The organism is Mesorhizobium vachelliae (assembly GCF_033977325.1).
Classification (GTDB): Bacteria; Pseudomonadota; Alphaproteobacteria; order Rhizobiales; family Rhizobiaceae; genus Mesorhizobium; species Mesorhizobium vachelliae.
Genome location: NZ_JAVIIR010000003.1, coordinates 131,323 through 152,441, shown reverse-complemented (window position 1 = coordinate 152,441; position 21,119 = coordinate 131,323). Strand labels below are relative to the sequence as shown.

General features: G+C 64.1%; 17 protein-coding genes. 3 read left to right on the top strand and 14 right to left on the bottom strand.

Features of this window, described 5'->3' with window-relative positions; all coding sequences use genetic code 11:
* Window positions 1-70 precede the first annotated feature (70 nt).
* The 4 genes from lpdA to RFM41_RS07545 form a co-directional block, all read right to left on the bottom strand.
* A complete protein-coding gene (gene lpdA, locus RFM41_RS07560) occupies window positions 71-1,468 on the bottom strand; it encodes a dihydrolipoyl dehydrogenase (protein WP_320247810.1) in 1,398 nt (465 codons plus the stop codon).
* Between the two features lie 235 nt (window positions 1,469-1,703).
* Window positions 1,704-2,999: a dihydrolipoamide acetyltransferase family protein gene (locus RFM41_RS07555; RefSeq protein WP_320247812.1), complete on the bottom strand. Its 1,296-nt coding sequence runs from the start codon at window positions 2,997-2,999 to the stop codon at window positions 1,704-1,706.
* Window positions 3,000-3,014: 15 nt separating this feature from the next.
* Window positions 3,015-4,028 (bottom strand): alpha-ketoacid dehydrogenase subunit beta, encoded by a 1,014-nt coding sequence (locus tag RFM41_RS07550; protein WP_320247814.1) that lies wholly within the window; start codon window positions 4,026-4,028, stop codon window positions 3,015-3,017.
* 2 nt (window positions 4,029-4,030) lie between these two features.
* Complete coding sequence (locus tag RFM41_RS07545; protein ID WP_320247816.1) at window positions 4,031-5,263, bottom strand: 3-methyl-2-oxobutanoate dehydrogenase (2-methylpropanoyl-transferring) subunit alpha; 1,233 nt, start codon at window positions 5,261-5,263, stop codon at window positions 4,031-4,033.
* 344 nt (window positions 5,264-5,607) lie between these two features.
* Here RFM41_RS07545 and holA point away from each other — a divergent pair, with 344 nt between their 5' ends.
* The gene (gene holA / locus RFM41_RS07540) at window positions 5,608-6,654 is read left to right on the top strand and encodes a DNA polymerase III subunit delta (RefSeq protein ID WP_320247818.1); all 1,047 of its coding nucleotides are present in this window, start codon (window positions 5,608-5,610) and stop codon (window positions 6,652-6,654) included.
* A 92-nt stretch (window positions 6,655-6,746) separates the two neighbouring features.
* Here holA and RFM41_RS07535 read toward each other — a convergent pair whose 3' ends face one another.
* The 7 genes from RFM41_RS07535 to mnmE form a co-directional block, all read right to left on the bottom strand.
* Window positions 6,747-7,529 carry a DUF2182 domain-containing protein gene (locus RFM41_RS07535; RefSeq protein WP_320247819.1) on the bottom strand — a complete coding sequence of 261 codons (783 nt, stop codon included), beginning with the start codon at window positions 7,527-7,529 and terminating at the stop codon, window positions 6,747-6,749.
* Between the two features lie 31 nt (window positions 7,530-7,560).
* Complete coding sequence (locus tag RFM41_RS07530; RefSeq protein WP_320247820.1) at window positions 7,561-8,187, bottom strand: DUF1326 domain-containing protein; 627 nt, start codon at window positions 8,185-8,187, stop codon at window positions 7,561-7,563.
* Window positions 8,188-8,788: 601 nt separating this feature from the next.
* Window positions 8,789-9,682, bottom strand: a complete 894-nt coding sequence (locus tag RFM41_RS07525; protein WP_320247822.1) for a ParB/RepB/Spo0J family partition protein — start codon at window positions 9,680-9,682, stop codon at window positions 8,789-8,791.
* Window positions 9,683-9,744: 62 nt separating this feature from the next.
* The gene (locus RFM41_RS07520; protein WP_320247823.1) at window positions 9,745-10,542 is read right to left on the bottom strand and encodes a ParA family protein; all 798 of its coding nucleotides are present in this window, start codon (window positions 10,540-10,542) and stop codon (window positions 9,745-9,747) included.
* A gap of 17 nt (window positions 10,543-10,559) precedes the next feature.
* Window positions 10,560-11,201, bottom strand: a complete 642-nt coding sequence (rsmG, locus tag RFM41_RS07515; protein ID WP_320247825.1) for a 16S rRNA (guanine(527)-N(7))-methyltransferase RsmG — start codon at window positions 11,199-11,201, stop codon at window positions 10,560-10,562.
* The gene (gene mnmG / locus RFM41_RS07510; protein WP_320247827.1) at window positions 11,198-13,072 is read right to left on the bottom strand and encodes a tRNA uridine-5-carboxymethylaminomethyl(34) synthesis enzyme MnmG; all 1,875 of its coding nucleotides are present in this window, start codon (window positions 13,070-13,072) and stop codon (window positions 11,198-11,200) included. The genes rsmG and mnmG overlap by 4 nt, the downstream gene beginning before the upstream one ends.
* A 157-nt stretch (window positions 13,073-13,229) precedes the next feature.
* On the bottom strand, window positions 13,230-14,537 hold the full coding sequence (mnmE, locus tag RFM41_RS07505; protein WP_320247829.1) for a tRNA uridine-5-carboxymethylaminomethyl(34) synthesis GTPase MnmE: 1,308 nt from the start codon (window positions 14,535-14,537) through the stop codon (window positions 13,230-13,232).
* 133 nt (window positions 14,538-14,670) lie between these two features.
* Here mnmE and RFM41_RS07500 point away from each other — a divergent pair, with 133 nt between their 5' ends.
* Window positions 14,671-16,686, top strand: a complete 2,016-nt coding sequence (locus tag RFM41_RS07500) for a thioredoxin domain-containing protein (RefSeq protein ID WP_320247831.1) — start codon at window positions 14,671-14,673, stop codon at window positions 16,684-16,686.
* A gap of 82 nt (window positions 16,687-16,768) precedes the next feature.
* On the opposite strand, the gene rho is transcribed toward RFM41_RS07500, so the two are convergent.
* The 3 genes from rho to hemE all read right to left on the bottom strand — a co-directional run bounded on the left by rho (window position 16,769) and on the right by hemE (window position 19,867).
* The gene (rho, locus tag RFM41_RS07495) at window positions 16,769-18,034 is read right to left on the bottom strand and encodes a transcription termination factor Rho (RefSeq protein WP_127230347.1); all 1,266 of its coding nucleotides are present in this window, start codon (window positions 18,032-18,034) and stop codon (window positions 16,769-16,771) included.
* A 253-nt stretch (window positions 18,035-18,287) separates the two neighbouring features.
* The gene (hemJ, locus tag RFM41_RS07490; protein ID WP_320247837.1) at window positions 18,288-18,842 is read right to left on the bottom strand and encodes a protoporphyrinogen oxidase HemJ; all 555 of its coding nucleotides are present in this window, start codon (window positions 18,840-18,842) and stop codon (window positions 18,288-18,290) included.
* A complete protein-coding gene (hemE, locus tag RFM41_RS07485; protein ID WP_320247840.1) occupies window positions 18,839-19,867 on the bottom strand; it encodes a uroporphyrinogen decarboxylase in 1,029 nt (342 codons plus the stop codon). Before hemE ends, hemJ begins: the two co-directional genes overlap by 4 nt.
* 401 nt (window positions 19,868-20,268) lie before the next feature.
* Between hemE and RFM41_RS07480 the strand changes: the two genes are divergently transcribed.
* Window positions 20,269-21,090 carry a pyruvate, water dikinase regulatory protein gene (locus tag RFM41_RS07480; protein WP_127237233.1) on the top strand — a complete coding sequence of 274 codons (822 nt, stop codon included), beginning with the start codon at window positions 20,269-20,271 and terminating at the stop codon, window positions 21,088-21,090.
* The last annotated feature ends 29 nt before the right edge of the window (window positions 21,091-21,119 follow it).

Below are 21,119 nucleotides of genomic sequence, written 5' to 3'. Positions count from 1 at the left end.
TGCCTCGCCTTTGATTGAGGCCCGGTGGTGAATGCCGGCGCCGCCCTTTCCTTCCCCCCTTGTGGGGGAGCTAGATATGCAGCGCGTGGCCCAGCGCCTTAAGCGCCGCTTCCTGGAAACCCTCGCCCTGCGTCGGATGCGCATGGATCGTGCCGGCAATATCCTCCAGCCGGGCGCCCATTTCCAGCGCCAGGCCGAACGCCGCCGACAGTTCCGACACGCCTTGCCCGACCGCCTGGATGCCCAGCACAAGATGGTTGTCCGCGCGGGCCACGACGCGGACAAACCCGTCCTCGCGCTGTTTGGTCATCGCCCGGCCGTTGGCAGCGAACGGGAACTGGCCGATCTTGATCTCGCCAGCGAGGGCCTTCGCCTCTTCCGGTGAGAGGCCGGCCGTGACCAGCTCCGGATCGGTGAAGCAGATCGCCGGGATGGCGCGCTTGTCCCAGCTTCGTTTGTGGCCGGCGACGATCTCGGCCACCATCTCGCCTTGCGCCATGGCGCGATGCGCCAGCATCGGCTCGCCGGTGACGTCGCCGATGGCGTAGATGCCGCGCATGGAAGTACGGCATTGGTCGTCGATGCGGATGAATTTTTCGGCCCTGTCGAGGTCGATCTGCTCCAGCCCCCAGCCTTCGGTCAGCGGCTTGCGGCCGACCGTAACCAGGATCTTGTCGGTGGCGATCTTGGGGTTCTTGCCGTCGGCCGTCTCGACGAGCAAAGCATCGCCCTTGGTCGACAGCCCCTTGGCCTTCGCGCCCGTCATCACCTCGACGCCGAGCTCGCCGAGCCGCTTCAGAACCGGCCGGGTCAGTTCGGCATCATATTGCGCGAGCACCCTCGGCAGCGCTTCGACCACGGTGACCTTCGATCCCATCTTCGCGAAGGCCATGCCGAGTTCCAGCCCGATATAGCCACCGCCGACAACAGCTAGTTTCTTCGGCGCTTCGCTAAGCGCCAGCGCCTCGGTCGACGAGATCACCGGACCGCCGAAAGGCAGGAACGGCAATTCGACCGGCGCCGATCCGGTGGCGATCACCACCGTCTCGGCGCGGATGACCTGCGTGCCGGTTTCGGTTTCGACCTCGACCGTCTTACCGTCCCGGAATGTCGCCCAGCCCTGCACGATCTTGACCTTGGCTTTCTTCAACAGTCCGGCGACGCCGCTGTTAAGCCGGCTAACAATACCGTCCTTCCAGGCGACGGTGCGGGCCAGATCGAGCGTCGGCGCGGCGACCTTGATGCCGAGCGGATCCTTGCCGCCGGCGATATGCGCTATCTTCTCGAACTCCTCCGCCGCATGGATCAGCGCCTTGGACGGGATGCAGCCGACATTCAGGCAGGTGCCGCCCGGCTTGCCCGCTTCGACGATGACCGCATCGACGCCGAGCTGCCCCGCGCGGATGGCGCAGACATAACCGCCCGGCCCAGCGCCGATGACGAGCAGCTTGCAGGAGATTTCTTTCATGTTGTCGCCCTTCGATCCCAGGGAACGTGCCGCAGCGTTCCTTCGCGCCCCCCTCTGTCCTGCCGGACATCTCCCCCACGAGGGGGGAGATTGGCAGCTCCAGCGCTTCGCTCATTCTTGCAACGCCGGTGATTGGCGAAAGCCGCGGCGATAGTCGATCTCCCCCCTTGTGGGGGAGATGCCTGGTAAGGCAGAGGGGGGCGCTGTCCCGCCGTCATCTCCATCGACCCGCCCTCTAATCCACGAAAATCAGCGCCGGCGTCTCGAGCAGCGCCTTGATCCGCTGCACGAACACCGCGGCATCCCAGCCGTCGATGACGCGGTGGTCGAAGCTCGACGACAGGTTCATCATCTTGCGCGGGATGAATTGCGTGCCGTCCCAGACCGGCCGCACCATGATCTTGTTGACGCCGACGATCGCCACTTCCGGATAGTTGATCACCGGCGTGGTCGCAACGCCGCCCATGGCGCCGAGCGAGGTGATGGTGATGGTCGAGCCGGAAAGCTCCTCGCGGTTCGCCGTGCCGGCCTTGGCCGCATCGGCCAGCCGGTTGACTTCCGTGGCGCAGTCCCACAGGTCGCGCGCCTCGGCATGCTTGACCACCGGCACCACCAGCCCGTTCGGCGTCTGCGCGGCGATTCCGATATGGATTCCCTCATGCTGGTGGATGACGCCGGCGTCGTCGTCGAATAGCGCGTTGAGGTTCGGCTGCTCCGTGATCGCCTTCACCATAGCCCGCATCAGGAAGGGCAGGAGCGTCAGCTTGGGACGGTCCTGCCGCTTCTCCTTGTTCAGCGTAGCGCGCAATTCCTCCAATGCCGTGACGTCTATCTCCTCGACATAGGTGATATGAGGGATGCGCGATTTCGCTAGCGACATCCTTTCGGCGATCTTGCGCCTGAGGCCGACGACCTTGATGTCCTCGACGCCGTCCTTCCGCGTGAGCCCGGTGGCGCGGGCGATTTGCGGGCCGCGCGCGACGAACGCATCGATATCCTCATGGCTGATGCGCCCGGCCGGGCCGCTGCCCGGAACCTGGCGCAGATCGATACCGGCCTCCTTCGCGCGCAGGCGGACGGCCGGTGAGGCGAGCGGCTTCTCGCCCTCCGCGCGTGGCGCGCCGGAGACGGAGGCAGGACGCGTCGCCTTCGGCGCGACGACGGCCTTCGGCACCTCCGCCGGCTTTGGTGCCGGTTTCGGCGCGGCCGGCGCCGGTTTTACTTCGGCCGGCTCAGCTGCTGCCTTCACCTGCGGCGCCGTCTCGGCAGCGGCCTTGACATTGCCTTCGCCGGCTACCTTCAGCCGCACGATCGGCGAGCCGATCGCCACCGTGTCGCCGATCTCGGCGCCGAGCCACAGGATCTCGCCATCGACCGGAGAGGGGATTTCGACGGTTGCCTTGTCTGTCATGACGGCGGCGAGAACCGTGTCCTCGCGCACGAGATCGCCGACCTTGACGTGCCATTCAACGAGCTCGGCCTCGGCGACGCCTTCGCCGACATCGGGCAGCTTGATGATGTGTTCGCCCAACTGAGCCTCCCCGCTCTAAGCTTCCATGGTCTCGACGAGAGCGCGCCCGACCCGCGCCGGGCCGGGGAAATAGTCCCATTCCTGCGCATGCGGATAGGGCGTGTCCCAGCCGGCGACCCGCGCCACCGGCGCTTCCAGATGGTAGAAGCAGTTCTCCTGCACCAGCGAGACCAGCTCGGCGCCGAAGCCGGAGGTGAGCGTCGCCTCATGCACGACGACGCAGCGCCCGGTCTTCTTCACCGAGGCGACAATGGTGTCGAGGTCGAGCGGCAGAAGTGTCCTCAGATCGATCACCTCGGCGTCGATGCCGGTTTCCTCGGCCGCGGCCTGCGCCACATAGACCATCGTGCCGTAAGCAAGCACGGTGACGGCCGATCCCGGTCGGCGGATCGCCGCCTTGCCGAGCGGGATCGTGTAGTGGCCGTCGGCGACCTCGCCCAGCTCATGCTTCGACCAGGGCGTCACCGGCTTGTCGTGGTGGCCGTCGAACGGGCCGTTGTAGAGCCGCTTCGGCTCGAGGAAGATCACCGGATCCGGATCCTCGATCGCCGCGATCAACAACCCCTTGGCGTCGTGCGGATTGGAGGGCACGATGACCTTCAGGCCGGAGACATGGGTGAACAGCGCTTCCGGGCTCTGGCTGTGCGTCTGGCCACCGAAAATGCCGCCGCCGGTCGGCATGCGCACCACGATCGGGCAGGTGAAGTCGCCGTTCGAGCGGTAACGCAACCGAGCCGCCTCCGAGACGATCTGGTCGTAGGCCGGATAAACATAGTCGGCAAACTGCACCTCGACGCAGGGCCGCAGCCCGTAGGCGGCCATGCCGATGGCCGAGCCGACGATGCCGGATTCGCTGATCGGCGCGTCGAAGCAGCGGTTCTTGCCGTATTTGGCCTGCAGGCCTTGCGTGGCGCGGAATACGCCGCCGAAGAATCCGACATCCTCGCCATAGACGATGACGCGCTCGTCGCGCCCCATCGACACGTCCATGGCGTCACGGATCGCCTCGATCATGGTACGCCTGGGCATGGTCAGACCCCCGCCTGCTGGCGTTGCCGCCTCAGATGCGGCGGCATGTCTTCGTAAACGCCTTCGAACATGTCCCGGGTCGACGGCTTGCCGCCGGCATGCAGCGTGCCGTGGCTCTCGGCCTCTTTCTGCGCCGCGATCACCGTTTCGAGGATCTCGGCCTCCGCCTGGGTGTGGCGATCCTCAGACCAGACGCCTTTGTGGATGAGGTGGTTCTTCAGCCGGATCACCGGATCGCCGAGCGGCCAGGCGTCCGATTCCGCCTTCGGCCGGTAGGCCGACGGATCGTCCGACGTCGAATGCGCGCCCGCGCGGTAGGTGACATATTCGACCAGCGTCGGCCCGAGATTGGCGCGCGCGCGCTCCGCCGCCCATTTCGCCACGGCATGGACGGCGAGGTAATCATTGCCGTCGACGCGCAGCGAAGGAATGCCGAAGCCGAGTCCCCGCGCGGCAAACGTGCCGGAGCCGCCGCGCGCGATGCCCTGGAAGGTCGAGATCGCCCACTGGTTGTTGACGACGTTGAGGATGACCGGCGCCTTGTAGGTCGAGGCGAAGACCAGCGCCGAATGGAAATCGGACTCCGCCGTCGAGCCGTCGCCGATCCAGGCCGCGGCAATGCGCGAATCGTTGGAGATCGCCGAGGCCATCGCCCAGCCGACTGCCTGGATATATTGCGTCGCCAGATTGCCGGAGATCGAGAAGAAGCCGTGCTCCTTCGAGGAGTACATGATCGGCAACTGCCTTCCCTTCAGCGGATCGGCCTCGTTGGAGTAGATCTGGTTCATCATCGTGACCATCGGATAGCCGTCGGCGATCAGCAAACCTGCCTGTCGATAAGTCGGGAAATTCATGTCGCCTGGCTTGAGCGCCTTGCGGAAGGCGCAGCTCACCGCCTCCTCGCCCAGATGCTGCATGTAGAAGGAGGTCTTGCCCTGGCGCTGCGCCACCTGCATGCGCGCGTCGAAGGTCCTCAGCGTCATCATGTGGCGCAGGCCGTCGAGCAGCTCCTCGTCGCTGAGCAGCCCGGCCCATGGCCCGACGGCCTCGCCAGCGCGGTTGAGCACCCGGATGATGGAGAAGGCCATGTCGCGGATGGTGCGCGGATCGACATCGATCTCCGGACGCGGCACCGATCCGGCCTTGGGAATGGTCACATTCGAGAAGTCGGGCGTGCCGCCGGGCCGAACCTCCGGCTCGGGCACGTGAAAGCGCAACATTCCAGCATCGGCCATACGCTCACATCCTCCAATGTTGCCGGTGCGATCTTTGCACATCCGCGCCGCCAGACCAGTGCCAATTCGCCGGATCTCGGCATGGCCTTCCTCTCCGGCCGCCGGCCTCGGGAAGCCGATGCGGCACGCAGGCGCCAAGATGCAGATATGGCGGCGAAATTTCTTGTCGATGTTTTCGGCCGGCGCGCAATTTGGCGGAAGTTTGGGCGGCGATTGCCGTCATATAATGCAATTGAGAGGTTGAGGCCGTGCGCGGCCTTCCCTTCTCCCCTTGTGGGAGAAGGGAAGGAGCTGGCGCCGCTTCTCCGTTCACTCCGACCCCGCCTCATGCTAACTCACCGCGCATGGCACAGAAGAAAGGATATGAGGTCGATTCGTGGCTGGCGAGGCCAGATCCCTCCATGGCAATCGTCCTGTTTTACGGCCCCGACCGCGGCCTGGTCGCAGAGCGTGCGAAGGTTTTCGCCGCGAAAACCGGGCTGCCGCTCGATGACCCCTTCTCGGTGGTGAAGCTCGACGGCGCGGAGGTCGACCGCGACGAGGGCCGGCTGCTTGACGAGGCGCGCACCGTGCCGATGTTTTCCGACCGGCGGCTGCTTTGGGTGCGCAACGCCAGCGGCCAGAAAGCGCTGGCCGATGACATCAAGGCGCTGACCGCCGAGCCCGCGCGCGACGCCATCATCCTCATCGAAGCCGGCGACCTGAAGAAAGGCACCGGCTTGCGCGCCATCGTCGAGGCCGCCGGCAACGCCATCGCCTTGCCCTGTTATGCCGATGAAGCCCGCGACCTGGATACGGTGATTGACGACGAATTGCGCAAGGCCGGCATGTCGATGACGCTGGACGCCAGGCAGGCGCTGCGCCGTAACCTCGGCGGCGATCGCCTCGCCTCGCGCGGCGAGATCGAGAAGTTGGTGCTTTATGCGCACGGCCGAAAGGAAATCGACGTCGACGACGTCAACGCGCTGTCAGGCGACGTCTCCGGCGCGTCCTTCGACGCTGCGGTCGACGCCATGCTGGACGGCAAGGTCGGCGACTTCGATATCGCCTTCAATCGCCACTGCCAGTCTGGCGGCCATGCCTTCCTGGTGCTGTCCTCGGCGATGCGGCAACTGCAGGCGATCCAGGTGATGCGCGGCCAGATGGAGAGCGGCGGCCGCAACGCCGCGTCGGTCGTCGCCGGCGCTCGGCCGCCCGTCTTCTTCTCGCGCCGCAAGCTGGTGGAAAAGACGCTCGAGCGCTGGAATGTCGAAGCGCTCGGCCGCGCGCTCGGCCGGCTGCAGACGGCAGTGCTGCAAACGCGCAAACGGCCGGACCTGTCGGAGGCGCTGGCCAGGCAGGCGCTGCTCGGTATCGCAATCGAAAGCGCCAGGCTGGGGCAACGGGGCTGATCTCCCCCCTTGAGGGGGAGATGTCGCCGCAGGCGACAGAGGGGGTCGCCGCGCGTGAAGCGCCAACGCCTTCGCGTCCGAGCCCTTCCTGATCAGTTCATCATCATCGTGCCCGCGGGCTGGAAGGTCGGAAGCGCCTGTGGAAAGACCAGCACCGCCGCGCCGTAAAGGAGGAGGGCCACTCCCGAAACCTTGGCTATCCGATCTCCCGACGGGAGGGTCTTTTCCGCAAAGATCAGCAACGTGACCACGGCCATTGCGGCGACATTCATCATCCCGAGAGGAAAAAGAGCGAGAAACAGCAGCCAGCAGCAGCCGAGACAAAAGGCCCCGTGCTCGATACCCATGCGCGCCGCGCCCCAACGGCCGTCGCGCCATGAGGTCAGGATGAAACCGATCGGCGTGCGGCATTTGGCCAGGCAAATATCCTTCAACGGGGAGAGCTGATAGGCGCCCGCAACCATCAGCAGCACGCCGCCGATGCGGGCAGCGGTCGCGGTGGACATTCCCATCCGTTCGCCGAGCATCTCCGCGCCTGCCGCGCCGGCAAAGGCGAGAACCCCGATCGCGCTCCAGACCAGCATGTAGCCGGCCACGAACACCCAGGTGGATACGAAAGTCCCGCCGCGCCCCCGCTTGGCCGCTTGAACCTGGTGAAACGTCAGGATCACCGGGGCGGCCGTAGGAAACATCATGGCAATCATCATGACGATCCAGACGGCAAGAAACAGCGGCGCCGTCATGCCCATGGTGGGCGAGCCGATTTCCATGCCCGCGCCCATGCCGATCTGCTGCCGGATGAGCACGGTCCACGACGCCGCGGCGCTCGCAACCAGCAGCGCGAGAATGATGTTTCGCTGCAATGTCAGCGTCATGGGCGAGCCCGCCCGGCCACGCGTGCAAGGACTATTGCTGGCCGGACCAATTGATCGGGGCGTAGTGCGCGTTTCGGCGGGAATTATCCCAACTGATGCCATGGTCGCTGAAAGTATTGCCTTCCAGTCCCATTGCCAGGCCGAGCCAGTCGGGATTGACGGGATGGCCAGTTGCCGCCCACATCTCACCGTCCGCGCGCATGGTCGGCAACGGCTCGACCGCCAGCTGCATCACGCCGACAACCTCTACCGACCGCTTCTTGTCGTTGACCTGGTATCTGATCGGTGCCTTCCTGGCCCCAAGATTGGTGCTGATCATCGGCGCAAAGGCAGCCATCGGCCCACCAGCGGCGCCGGTAAAGATTGCGCCCAGCGCTTCCGTTTGCCGGTCATCCGCACGGTCGTCGATATAGGCCGCCGCCGTCCAATTGCCTTCCGCCATCGGACCTGGCGTCTGAGCGACCATCGCGACGCTGAGCCCGTCCAATCGAACGTCGCCGAAGTTGCCCTTATCGATGTGAAAGACCAAAGCGACGTCGCAAACGCCTTTCGTCGGCTTCGATGTCAGCTGCGCATTGGTGGACAGCAGACAAGGACATACGACATCGCAGCTGCAATTCTCGAAATAGCTTCCAGACAATTGCCAGCTGACTGCCATTTACACCTCCCATTGTGTCAGGCGTATCAGCGGATCGCTTTGGCGAGGTGGCGCCGTCCATATCGCAGGAACGGCATATAGCCCGACATCGCGACTGCTCGGCACGCCAGGGCATATAGTTTAGCTGTATCTAATGCAGGTTACGCCGATGGCCGGCACTGTCAAGTTGCAGGCATCGCCGCCGGTGACCGGCTAAGGCCGGCGAGCATATGGACCCACAGCGGACCTAGCCGAGGCGCTTGCCGCGCAGACGCCGATCGACATCGCTATGGAGAGCGAGGCTCGGGCTGCGCGGCTAATCTCCCCCCTCGAGGGGGAGATGTCGCCAAAGGCGACAGAGGGGGGTCCTTGCGCGTGGAGCGCCGGCGCACCCCAAGACGAAGGCCACGTCGGCGACCTATGCGTGGCGACCCCTTCTGGCTGCCGGCCATCTCCCCCTCAAAGGGGAAGATTAGCAGCTCCCGCCCCATTGCCTCGCGCCATCGCCGCCAACAAAAAGGCCGGCGTCTCGCCAGCGCTTCGTCGTCTATCACCGATATATCAGGCTCCAGCCTTAAGCCAAAGCCTCAACTACAGCCAAATACCGTGGTGCTCCAGCCGTCTATCGCTCGTCCTTCAGCCGCCGGCAGAGCTCGTCGAGCTGCTCTAGCGAGCGATAGTCCACTTTGAGCGTGCCGCCCTTGCCCTTGTGCTCGATGCTGACGATCATGCCGAGCGTGTCGGTCATCAGCTTTTCCAGCGCCAGCGTGTCGGGGTCCTTCTCGGGCGCGCTCGGGGCGGACTTCGCCTTGGCCGGCGTCGGACCGGCGGGCATCTGCGCCAGCGCTTCCGCCTGGCGCACCGAAAGCCCCTCCTTGACGATGCGCTTGGCAAGCCCGGCCGGGTCCTCGGCGGTGACCAGCGTGCGGGCATGACCAGCCGACAGATCGCCGTCGACCAGCATGCTATGGATGACGGGCGGCAGCTTCAGCAGACGCAGCGTGTTGGCGACATGGCTGCGGCTCTTGCCGATCACCTGGCCGAGATCGGCCTGGGTATAGCCGTGCTCGTCGATGAGCTGCTGGTAGCCTTGCGCCTCCTCGACCGGATTGAGGTCGGCGCGCTGCACGTTCTCGATGATCGCCAGCTCCAGCGCGGTGCGGTCGTTGACGTCGCGCACGATCAGCGGGATCTCGGTCAGGCCGGCGCGCTGCGCCGCCCGCCAGCGCCGCTCGCCGGCGATGATCTCGTAACGGCCGGCCTGCGACGGCGAGGGGCGCGCCACGACCGGCTGCACCACGCCATGCTCGCGGATCGACTGGGCAAGGTCGGTGAGCTCGGCATCGCCGAAATGCCGGCGCGGGTTCTTCGGGTTCGGGCTGACGAACTCGATCGGCACCTTGCCGTCCGCCGCCACCACCGCGCTTGGCTTTTCCGGCGCCGCCGGACGGTCGATTTCGCCGATCAGCGCCGCGAGGCCACGGCCCAGTCTTTTTCTTGATTGGTCTTCGCTCATTATAGTGTCCAGATCGTTTCGGAATCGAATTGGCTGATTAACCGAGGCCGCGAAGCGAACCCTCAGGCGGCGCGCAGCTTGCGCTCGCGCCGGATCACCTCCGAGGCGAGCTGCAGATAGGCCTGGCTGCCCGAGCATTTCAGATCGTAGAGGATGGCCGGCTTGCCGTAGGACGGCGCTTCGGAGACGCGCACATTGCGTGGGATGATCGTCTCATAGACCTTGTCGCCCATATGGGTGCGCACATCCTGCACCACCTGGTTGGCGAGATTGTTGCGGCCGTCATACATGGTGAGCACGATGCCCTGGATGGTGAGGTCCGGATTGATGCTGTTGCGCACCTGCTCGACCGTTTCCAGCAGCTGGCTGAGACCTTCGAGCGCGAAGAACTCGCATTGCAGCGGCACGAGAACGGAATCGGCTGCCGCCATTGAATTCAAAGTCAAAAGGTTGAGCGAGGGCGGGCAGTCGATCAGCACATAGCCGAACGGCGCCGAGCGTTCGGCCGCGGCGCGCAGCGCATTGCGCAGCTTGAGCACGCGATCGGGCGCCGAGGCGATTTCCATCTCGATGCCGAGCAGGTCGAGCGTCGAGGGGATGATAGACAAGCCCGGCACCGCCGTCGGCACGGCGGCCTGCTCCAACTCGAGCTCGCCGGTCAGCACATCATAGGACGAGACCGTGCGGTCCTTGCGGTCGATGCCGAGCCCGGTGCTCGCATTGCCCTGCGGATCGAGATCGACGATCAGCACGCGCTCGCCGATCGCGGCCAGCGCCGTGGCCAGGTTGATGGCGGTCGTCGTCTTGCCGACGCCGCCTTTCTGGTTGGCAACAGTGATGATACGCGGTGCTGTGCTCATGGGCCTATGCCAGTAATTCATTGCTGTTTCGCCGGGCGCAAGTCGGTGATTTCGAGGATGACGCCATGTGGGTCGGTCATGCTCGAATGTTCTACCAGATCGAAGGCCCAGCGGTGAGTGCTTTCTTCCACTTCGGCCCGGTAATCCCGGCCTTTATGGAAGAGCGCACGCGCCTCTTTGGTCAGCCAGGGCGCAGCCAGATCGAGCAGGTCCGGGAGCGCCGCCAGCGCCCGTGCAGTGACGATTTCCGGTGCGGAAACAAGCGCATAGCTGTCGTCGATGCGCCTGGCCACGACCCGCGCGGGCAGATCGAACTGCCCTGTGACGGATTGCAGGAACGACGCCTTCTTGCGGTTGCTCTCGACCAAGTCGATCGAGGCGCCCGGACGCTCTGCCAGCAGGAAGCCGAGCACCAGTCCGGGAAACCCGCCGCCTGAGCCGAGGTCGACCCAGCGTGTTGCTGCGGGCGCGATTCGCGCGAGCTGTGCGCTGTCCAGGATATGCCGGCGCCAGACATCGTCCAGCGTCGAAGGCGCCGCCAGATTGATGCTGCGGTTCCATTTCAGGAACAGCTGTTCGAAGGCCTGCAGCCGCTCGAATGTTTCACGTGAAACCGGACCCGCTGCTTTTTGCAGGTCCGCCCAGGCATCCGCACTCACGCCACAGACCTTCGCGCGGCAAGCTCAGCGTTGCGGACATGCGCCACGATGATCGCAAGCGCCGCAGGCGTCATGCCTTCCATGCGTTGCGCGTCGGCGATCGAGCGCGGCTGACGCGTCTTCATCTTCTGCTTCAGCTCGTTCGACAGACCCGGCACATCGGAGAAGTCGATACCCTCCGGGATGAGCCGCGATTCCTCATGCCTGATCTGCGCGACATCGGCCTGCTGGCGATCGAGGTAAACTGAATATTTCGCTTCCGTTTCAAGCCGCTCCGCCGTCTTGGGGTCGAGCGCGGCAAAGCGCGGCTCAACGCGGGTCAGCCAGGCCATGTCGACGCCCGGATGCGCGAGTAGCTCGTAAGCCGAGCGCCGCACGCCGTCCCTGTTGATCTCCAGCCCATGCCGCGCGGCTTCGTTCGGCGTCCAGGTAACGGACTTGGCCAAGGCACGGGCCCCATCCAGCTTCTGCGCCATGCCGCCGAAACGCCGCAGCCGCTCCGACGACGCGATGCCGAGCTTTTCGGCCAGCGGCGTCAACCGCTCGTCGGCATTGTCGGCGCGCAGCGAAAGTCGGAACTCGGCGCGCGAGGTGAACATGCGATAGGGCTCTGCGATGCCGCGGCTGGTGAGGTCATCGACCATCACGCCGATATAGGCCTCGGTGCGGCTGAGCACGACCGGCTCGCTCGCCGAAGCCTTGCGCGCCGCGTTGATGCCGGCGAGCAGCCCTTGGGCGGCGGCCTCTTCGTAACCTGTGGTGCCATTGATCTGTCCGGCCAGGAACAGACCGGTGACGCGCTTCGTCTCCAGCGTCGTCTTCAGCTCGCGCGGATCGACATGGTCATATTCGATCGCGTAGCCCGGCTGCAGCATGGTCGCCCTTTCGAGCCCCGGAATGGTTTTCAGGATCTCGAGCTGCACATCCTCAGGCAGCGAGGTCGAGATGCCGTTCGGATAGACGGTGTTGTCGTCGAGCCCCTCCGGCTCGAGGAAGATCTGATGGCCTTCTCGGTCGCCGAACTTGACGATCTTGTCCTCGATCGACGGACAGTAGCGCGGCCCCACACCTTCAATCGAGCCGGAATACATGGCCGAGCGGCCGAGATTGACGCGGATGATCTCGTGCGTCGCCGGCATGGTGCGGGTAATGCCGCAATGGATTTGCGGATTGGCGATGGCGTCCGTCATCAGCGAGAACGGCACCGGATCCTCGTCCGCCGCCTGGCTTTCCAGCGAAGCCCAGTCGATGGTGCGACCGTCAAGGCGAGGGGGCGTGCCGGTCTTAAGGCGGCCAAGCTGGAAGCCCGCGCGGCTCATGGTCGCCGACAGCCCCATGCTGGCCTGCTCGTTCATGCGGCCGGCGACGATCTTCCTCTCGCCGATATGGATTAGCCCGCGCAGGAAGGTGCCGGTGGTCAGCACCACGGCGCCGCAGGCCAGCCGCCGATCGCCGGAAACCAGCACCGCCGCGACGCGACCGTCCTCGAGCACCAGATCGAGAACCTCACCCTCGATCACGACGAGATTGTTCTGCTGCCGAATCGCTTCCTGCATGGCCAAGCGATAGAGCTTGCGGTCGGCCTGGGTGCGCGGCCCGCGCACAGCCGGACCCTTGCGACGGTTGAGCAGGCGGAACTGAATGCCGGCGGCGTCCGCCATGCGACCCATCAGCCCATCCATGGCGTCGATCTCGCGCACAAGATGGCCTTTGCCGAGACCGCCGATCGCCGGATTGCAGGACATGACGCCGATCGTGTCGAAGCGCAGCGTCACCAGCGCGGTCCTGGCGCCGGCGCGCGCGGCCGCGCTGGCCGCCTCGCAACCGGCATGGCCGCCGCCCACCACCACCACATCATAGTGATCGGTCATTTTCCAAGAATCCGCTTTCAGAGATTGCCCGACACATGTCCTCGCTATCGCCCGCTGTCAAGGACGAAGGCGTTTCACGTGAAACATCGACCCGCGCTCCATCCGGTGTTTCACGTGAATCATTGCGGATAGGGGCCCCGCCCGTGTTTCACGTGAATCACTTACCAATACAGAACTGCGAGAAGATGACATCAAGAAGGTCCTCGACATCGACGGCGCCGATGATGCGGCCAAGGCGCTCGGCCGCCAGCCGCAACTCCTCGGCGCGCAACTCCTGGCTTTGTCCCGACAGCGCCGCCCCGAGGAAATCCGTCGTCTCCCTAAGCAACTCGACATGGCGCATTCTGGACGGCAGGACGTCACCCGCGTCGCCAACCGCGGTGGCGGCGCGGACCCCGATCTCGCCCAGAAGCTGGTCCAGGCCGCTGCCATCCCTGGATGAGATCGCTACATCATAGCCCTCAACGCCGCTGTCAGCGATGTCCGATTTGGTTCCGACCCTCAACAGCGCAGCCCCGCTCGGTACACTCTCGACAGAAACCGGGTCCGCCATGTCTTCCAGCAACAGGACCAGATCCGCCCCCTCCGCTTTGGCGCGCGCCCGCTCGATCCCGATCGACTCGACCTTGCCCGCCGCCGCACGCAGCCCGGCCGTATCGACGAGCCGCACCTTCAGCCCATTGAGGTCCATGACAATTTCGAGCAGGTCGCGCGTCGTGCCCGGTTCGTCGGTAACGATCGCCGCCTCCCGCTTCGCCAACGCATTGAACAGGCTGGATTTGCCGGCATTCGGCGCGCCAAGGATCACGACTTCGAAACCCTCACGAATGATCTCCGCGGCCTTGAACCCTTCGATGTGTCGTTCGATCTCGCCAGCCATCGCGGCCACGTCGGACCAGACCGCTTCCGAAACGGAGCCAGGCACATCCTCTTCGTCGGCGAAGTCGATTTCCGCCTCGATCATGGCACGCGCATGGATCAGCCGGCGGCGCCAGCTTGAGTAGAGCTCACTCTGCGCGCCTTCGGCGTTGCGCAAGGCGAAGCGCCGCTGCGCCTCCGTCTCGGCATTGACCAGATCGGCCAGAGCTTCCGTCTCCACCAGATCCAGTCTGCCGTTGAGAAAGGCGCGCCGGGTGAACTCCCCGGGCTCGGCGTGCCTGACGCCTTCGAGGCCGGTAATGGTGTCCAGCAGCTTGGCCGCGACAGCGCGGCTGCCATGGACCTGGAATTCGGCGACGTCCTCGCCCGTGAAGCTGCCGGGGCCTGGGAAGAACAGGACAAGCCCATGGTCAATCGTCGAGCCATCAGCCGCCTTGAGTGTCCGCAAATTGGTAAACCGACCCTTAACCGATCCGGCAATCGTTTCGACCACGAATCGAGTCCTGGGGCCGGAAATACGGATGACCGCAATGCCGGCGGGCAGGCGGCCGCTGGAAAGCGCTACGATCGAATCCTTCGAAGCCATCAGGGAAACCATTTGCCGGACCTGCCCAACCGCCTAGATTAAAAGATAGGGCATGTCGGCCGAAAACCGCTCCACACATTTCGGCCTCATGCTCCAGCCTTTGCCAAATCAAACCCGAATCGAGCCGCCCATCGTGACCTTGCCCGCGCAAAACCTGCTTGCCGAAGAAGCCAGCCCCTATCTGCGGCAGCACAGCGACAATCCTGTTCATTGGCGCGGCTGGTCGCCCGCGGCCCTTGCCGAAGCGAAAGAGCTCGGGCGGCCGATCCTGCTCTCCATCGGCTACGCCGCCTGCCACTGGTGCCATGTGATGGCCCATGAAAGTTTTGAGAACGACGCGGTGGCGGCCGTCATGAACCGGCTCTACGTGAATATCAAGGTCGATCGCGAGGAGCGTCCCGACATCGACCAGATCTATATGGCGGCGCTTCATGCCATGGGCGAGCAGGGCGGCTGGCCGCTGACCATGTTCCTGACGCCCGACGGCAAGCCTTTCTGGGGCGGCACCTATTTTCCGCGCGAGGCGCGCTACGGACGGCCGGGCTTCATCCAGGTGCTGGAAGCGGTCGACAAGGCCTGGCGCGAAAAGCAGCAGAACCTCGCCGAAAGCGCCGACGGGCTGACCGCCCATGTCGAGCAGCGGCTGGCCGGCGCAAAGGGCAAGGCGGTACTTGACCGGGATACGCTGGCCGATCTCGCCAGCCGCATCGACGGCATGATCGACCGCGATCTCGGTGGCTTGAAGGGCGCGCCGAAATTTCCCAACGCGCCTTTCATGCACACGCTCTGGCTGTCCTGGCTGCGCGACGGCCAGGCGGACCATCGCGACGCCGTGCTCATCAGCCTCGAAAAAATGCTTGCCGGCGGCATCTACGATCATGTCGGTGGCGGCCTCAGCCGCTATTCGACCGACGCCGAATGGCTGGTGCCGCATTTCGAGAAGATGCTCTACGACAATGCCCAGCTGATCCGCCTGTGCAACTGGGCCTATGCTGCCACCGGCAACGGCTTGTTCCGGGTGCGAATCGAAGAGACTGTCGACTGGCTGCTGCGCGAGATGCGGGTCGACGGTGGCGCCTTCGCCGCCAGCCTCGATGCCGACAGCGACGGCGAGGAGGGGCTTTTCTACACCTGGAACCGCGAGGAGATCGAGGCAGCCCTCGGCGACGATGCGTCGACCTTCTTCCGCTATTTCGAGCTGGCAGCCCCGCATGGCTGGGAAGGCAAGCCGATCATCCGCCAGAACGAGGCGCAGCAAAGCCAGGGCATTGCCGACTATGGTCAGCTCGCGCCACTGAGAGCGAAGCTGCTCGCTGTCCGCGAACAGCGGGTCAGGCCCGGCCGCGACGGCAAGGCGCTCACCGACTGGAACGGCCTGATGATCACGGCACTCGCCGAAGGGGGCCGCTCACTTGGCAGACCCGACTGGATCGAGGCCGCGGCCAGGGCTTTCGGCCATATCGTCGAGGCGAGCCAGGACGGCCGTCTGCCGCACTCCATGCTTGGCGCGAAGAAACTTTTTCCCGCGTTGTCCAGCGACTATGCCGCCATGACCAACGCGGCGATTGCGCTGTTCGAGGCGACCGGCGATCCCGCCTATTCCGATCGCGCCCGGCAGTTCATCGGCGAGCTCGACCGCTGGCACCAAGACGGCGACAAGACCGGCTACTGGCTGACGGCGTCGGACAGCGGCGACGTCCCGATCCGCATTCGCGGCGATGTCGACGAGGCAATTCCTTCCGCCACCAGCCAGATCGTCGAAGCGCTGGTGCGGCTGTCGTCGCTCACCGGTGAGGTCGACATCTGGGAAAAGGGCTGGACCACCGCCGAGCACGCCATGGGTCGCGCATCGCAACAGGCCTATGGCCAGGCCGGCATCGTCAATGCCTGTGCGCTGGCGCTCGAGCCATTCAAGCTCGTCATTGTAGATAGGCCGGATTCCCCAAGCCTCGTTCCGGTTGCGAATCGGAATCCCGACCACCGCCGGATCGATATCGTCGTGCCGATTGGTTCGGAAGCGAATCGACTGTTGCTGCCGGGCGGTGTGCTGCCGCCGACGGACCAGGCAGGCGCCTGGTTCTGCAGCGGGCAAGTGTGCCTGCCGGTGGTGACGGATGCGGGTGAGTTGGAGAAGTTGTTGCGGCGATAGCGCGTTCTCCTTCTCCCACAAGAAAAAGAAGGGGGGAGCGCTTCGCGAGCCGACCCTCCCACAACGGGGAGGGGTAGCCTAATCACGTATTCATCGAATCGAAGAAATCCGCGTTGGTCTTGGTCTGCTTGAGCTTGTCAATGAGGAACTCGATCGCGTCGGTCGTTCCCATCGGCGCCAGGATACGGCGCAGCACGAAGATCTTCTGCAGGTCCGCGCGCGGCACAAGCAGGTCTTCCTTGCGGGTGCCGGACTTCAGGATGTCCATCGCCGGGTAGATGCGCTTGTCGGCTACCTTGCGGTCGAGCTGGATTTCGCAGTTGCCGGTGCCCTTGAACTCTTCGAAGATGACTTCGTCCATGCGGCTGCCGGTATCGATCAGCGCCGTGGCGATGATGGTCAGCGAGCCGCCTTCCTCGATGTTGCGGGCGGCGCCGAAGAAGCGCTTCGGCCGCTGCAGCGCGTTGGCGTCGACACCGCCGGTCAGCACCTTGCCGGATGACGGAACGACAGTGTTGTAAGCGCGGCCGAGACGGGTGATCGAATCGAGCAGGATGACGACGTCACGGCCATGCTCGACCAGGCGCTTGGCCTTCTCGATCACCATTTCGGCGACCTGCACGTGGCGGGCGGCCGGCTCGTCGAAGGTCGAGGAGATCACCTCGCCCTTCACCGAGCGCTGCATGTCGGTCACTTCCTCAGGACGCTCATCGATCAGAAGCACGATCAGATAGCATTCCGGATGGTTGGCGGTGATCGAGTGGGCGATGTTCTGCATCAGCACCGTCTTACCGGTTCGCGGCTGCGCGTTGATCAGCGCGCGCTGGCCCTTGCCGATCGGCGCGACCAGGTCGATCACGCGCGGTGAGATGTCCTTGGAGGTCGGATTGTCGACCTCCATCTTCAGCCGCTTGGTCGGATAGAGCGGCGTCAGATTGTCGAAGTGGATCTTGTGCCGGATCTTTTCGGGATCGTCGAAATTGATGGTGTTGACCTTGAGCAGCGCGAAATAGCGCTCACCCTCTTTCGGGCTGCGGATCGGTCCTTCGACCGTGTCGCCGGTCTTCAGCGAAAAGCGTCGGATCTGCGACGGCGAGATATAGATGTCGTCGGGACCCGGCAGGTAGTTGGCGTTAGCCGAGCGCAGGAAGCCGAAACCGTCCTGCAGCACCTCGACCACGCCGTCACCGATGATCTCGATATCCTGGGCGGCGAGCTTCTTCAGGATCGCGAACATCAGCTCCTGCTTGCGCATCACGCTGGCGTTCTCGACCTCAAGCGATTCGGCATAAGCGATCAGCTCTGGGGGCTTCTTGTTCTTGAACTCTGCGAGTTTCATTTCTTGCATTAGATAGACTCTGGGTAGGCTTTGGGGAGAAAAATCGGCTGAATACGACAAATGCCGGGCGCGGCCGAAAGCGAGTAAAGGGGGCGGCGCATGACGGGAAGGAAGACCCGTCTTTTATCGTCGGTCGCCTGAAAGAGCAAGCCGCCTTTTGCGGATCCTGGCTGGGTCGGGGGAAGCTGAAGCGTGATCCCGAACCGGAGGTCTGCGTGGCTAAAAAACGGGAACCGGTTTCGGAAAAGACCACGCTCCTGATCTAGAACGGCTTCACGATGACCAGGATGACGATGACGATCATCAACAATGTGGGGATCTCGTTGACGATCCGCCAGTGCTTCGCCGGTTTTTCGTTCTTGTCCTCGGCGAATTTCCTGACCGCCGCGGCGAGATAGCCGTGCAGGCCCGACAGGACCAGCACCAACGCGATCTTCGCGTGCAGCCAGCCCCCTTCGAAATGAAAGATCTTCCAGGCCATCCAAAGTCCGAACACCCAGGTCACGATCATCGCCGGATTGATGATCCCCCTAAGCAGCCGCCGTTCCATCACCTTGAAGGTCTCGGACTGCACCGAGCCTTTCTCGGCATCGACGTGATAGACGAACAGCCTCGGCAGATAGAGCATGCCTGCCATCCAGGAGATGACGGCGATCACATGGATCGCCTTCGCCCAGGGATAGAAGCCGTCGCCAGCCACGAAATAGAGCAGCGCCGTCAGCACCACGAGCACGACAATGCCGATCACCATGCGCCTCATCGCCTGGCCCGTGGTGTTTTCACTGCTCGCGCTGTTCTCGTTGCTCACGTCGCTCATCGGTGGCTCCTCACCATTTTCACCATCGCCTCCACATGCGCCACCGGCGTTTCCGGCGTGATGCCGTGACCGAGATTGAAGATCAGCGGCCCGCCACCCAAAGTCCTCAAAATGGCATCGACGCCCTCGGCCAGCGCCTTGCCGCCGGCGACCAGGCGCAGCGGATCGAGATTGCCTTGCACCGCACCGTCGCGCTGCAATTCCTTCGCCATCGACAAAGGCACAGTCCAATCGAGGCCAAGCCCGGTGATGCCGGTCTTCCTCCTGTAGTCGCGATAACGCTCGCCAGCTCCTTTCGGAAAGCCAATCACCGGCACGTTCGGGTGGACCGCCTTCACCTGCCGCACGATCTCTGCCACCGGCTCGACGCAGAAGGCCTCAAAAGACGGCTCGTCCAGCACGCCCGACCAGGAATCGAAGATCTGCACCGCATCGGCGCCGGCTTCGACCTGGCGGATGAGATAGGCGGCCGAATGATCGGCGAGCGTCCTCAAAAGCTTTCCGAAAGCCTCGGGCTCGCGATAGGCGAAAAGCCGGGCAGGGCCCTGATCCGGCGTGCCGTGCCCGGCGATCATATAGGTCGCCACCGTCCAGGGCGCGCCGCAGAAGCCGAGCAGCGTCGTCTCGTCGGGCAGCTTCGCGCGAAGCCGGCGCACGGTCTCGTAGACCGGTTCGAGATTCACGTGAAACATCTCGCCGTTCAGCGCCGAAATCTCCGGCGCCGTGATCGGCTTCAGGACCGGCCCGCGGCCCTCCTCGAAACGGACATCCCGTCCCAAGGCATTGGGCACAACAAGGATATCGGAGAACAGGATCGAGGCATCGAAGCCGAAGCGTTCGATCGGCTGCAGCGTCACCTCGACGGCGAGGTCCGGATCGTAGCAGAGATCGAGGAAGGATCCCGCTCGCTTCCTGGTCTCGCGATACTCGGGAAGATAGCGGCCCGCCTGACGCATCATCCAGAGCGGCGGCGGTGAAACCGTCTCGCCCTTGAGGACGTCCAGCACGATCCGTTTCCCAGCCATCCAGCGCTGCCCTCTCCAGTCCTTCAAATCAAATATCTATTTTAAAAGAGTCTTCTGATTCTAAGAGTCTGTTGGTTGTGATGGTTGCGACCTGTCCAGCCTGCGGCTCGAAAAGGCCAGTCAGCATATTGTCGCGTACTCCGTTTCGCAATTTGGAGGGATCTGGGGACGATGCGGATTCAGCCTTTCGAGTCAAAAGCTTGTTCTATCCCGCTCCGCGTTTAGCTCTGTGGACGAAATCGGCCAAGAAAAGTTGATCCCCGGTTTTGTCCCCAGCGCCGCGACAAAGCCTACAGCGGGTCGAATTGTGGACAAGCGGCCATCTGATACACTCGCTTTTTTACCCGAGGCTTTCCCATCCAGCCTTGTCCACAATTGCCCACAGCCTGGACCCATCCCCTGTGAACAAACCTCAGAGCTTCTTCCATCTGCATCTGATTTCCGACGCCACCGGCGAAACGCTGCTGGCGGCCGGCCGCGCGGCGTCCGCGCAATACAAGGATGCGCGCGCCATCGAGCATATCTATCCGCTGATCCGCACGGAAAAGCAGATCGCCAAGGTCTTCGAGGATATCGAGGAGGAGCCCGGCATCATTCTCTATACGGTGGTCGATCAGAAGCTGGCGCGCTCAATCGATGAGCGCTGCGCGGCGATGGGGCTGCCTTGCGTCTCGGTGCTGGAACCGGTGCTTGCCGTCTTCCAGTCCTATCTCGGCACGCCGGCCGGCCGCCGCGTCGGCGCCCAGCATGTTCTCGACGCCGAATATTTCCGCCGCATCGATGCGTTGAACTTCACCATGGAGCATGATGACGGCCAGCTGCCGGCCAATATGGACGATGCCGATATCGTGCTGATCGGCATCTCGCGCACCTCGAAGACGCCGACCTCAATCTATCTTGCCAATCGCGGCATCAAGACCGCCAACATCCCGATCGTGCTCGGTGTGCCGCTGCCCGAAAGCCTGATCGCCGCCAAGACGCCTTTGGTCGTCGGTCTGGTCGCCACGGCCGAGCGCATCTCGCATGTGAGGCAGAACCGCATCCTCGGCAACAGCGCCGCCTTCGTGCCGACCGACTATGTCGATCGCGCCGCCATCAACGAGGAGCTCGCCTATGCCCGCCAGCTCTGCACCAGGCATGGCTGGCCAATGATCGACGTCAGCCGCCGCTCCATCGAGGAAACAGCGGCGGCCATCGTTGCCCTGCGGGGCAAGAACAGATAACCCATTGCCCCGATCAACCGGGACGCGAT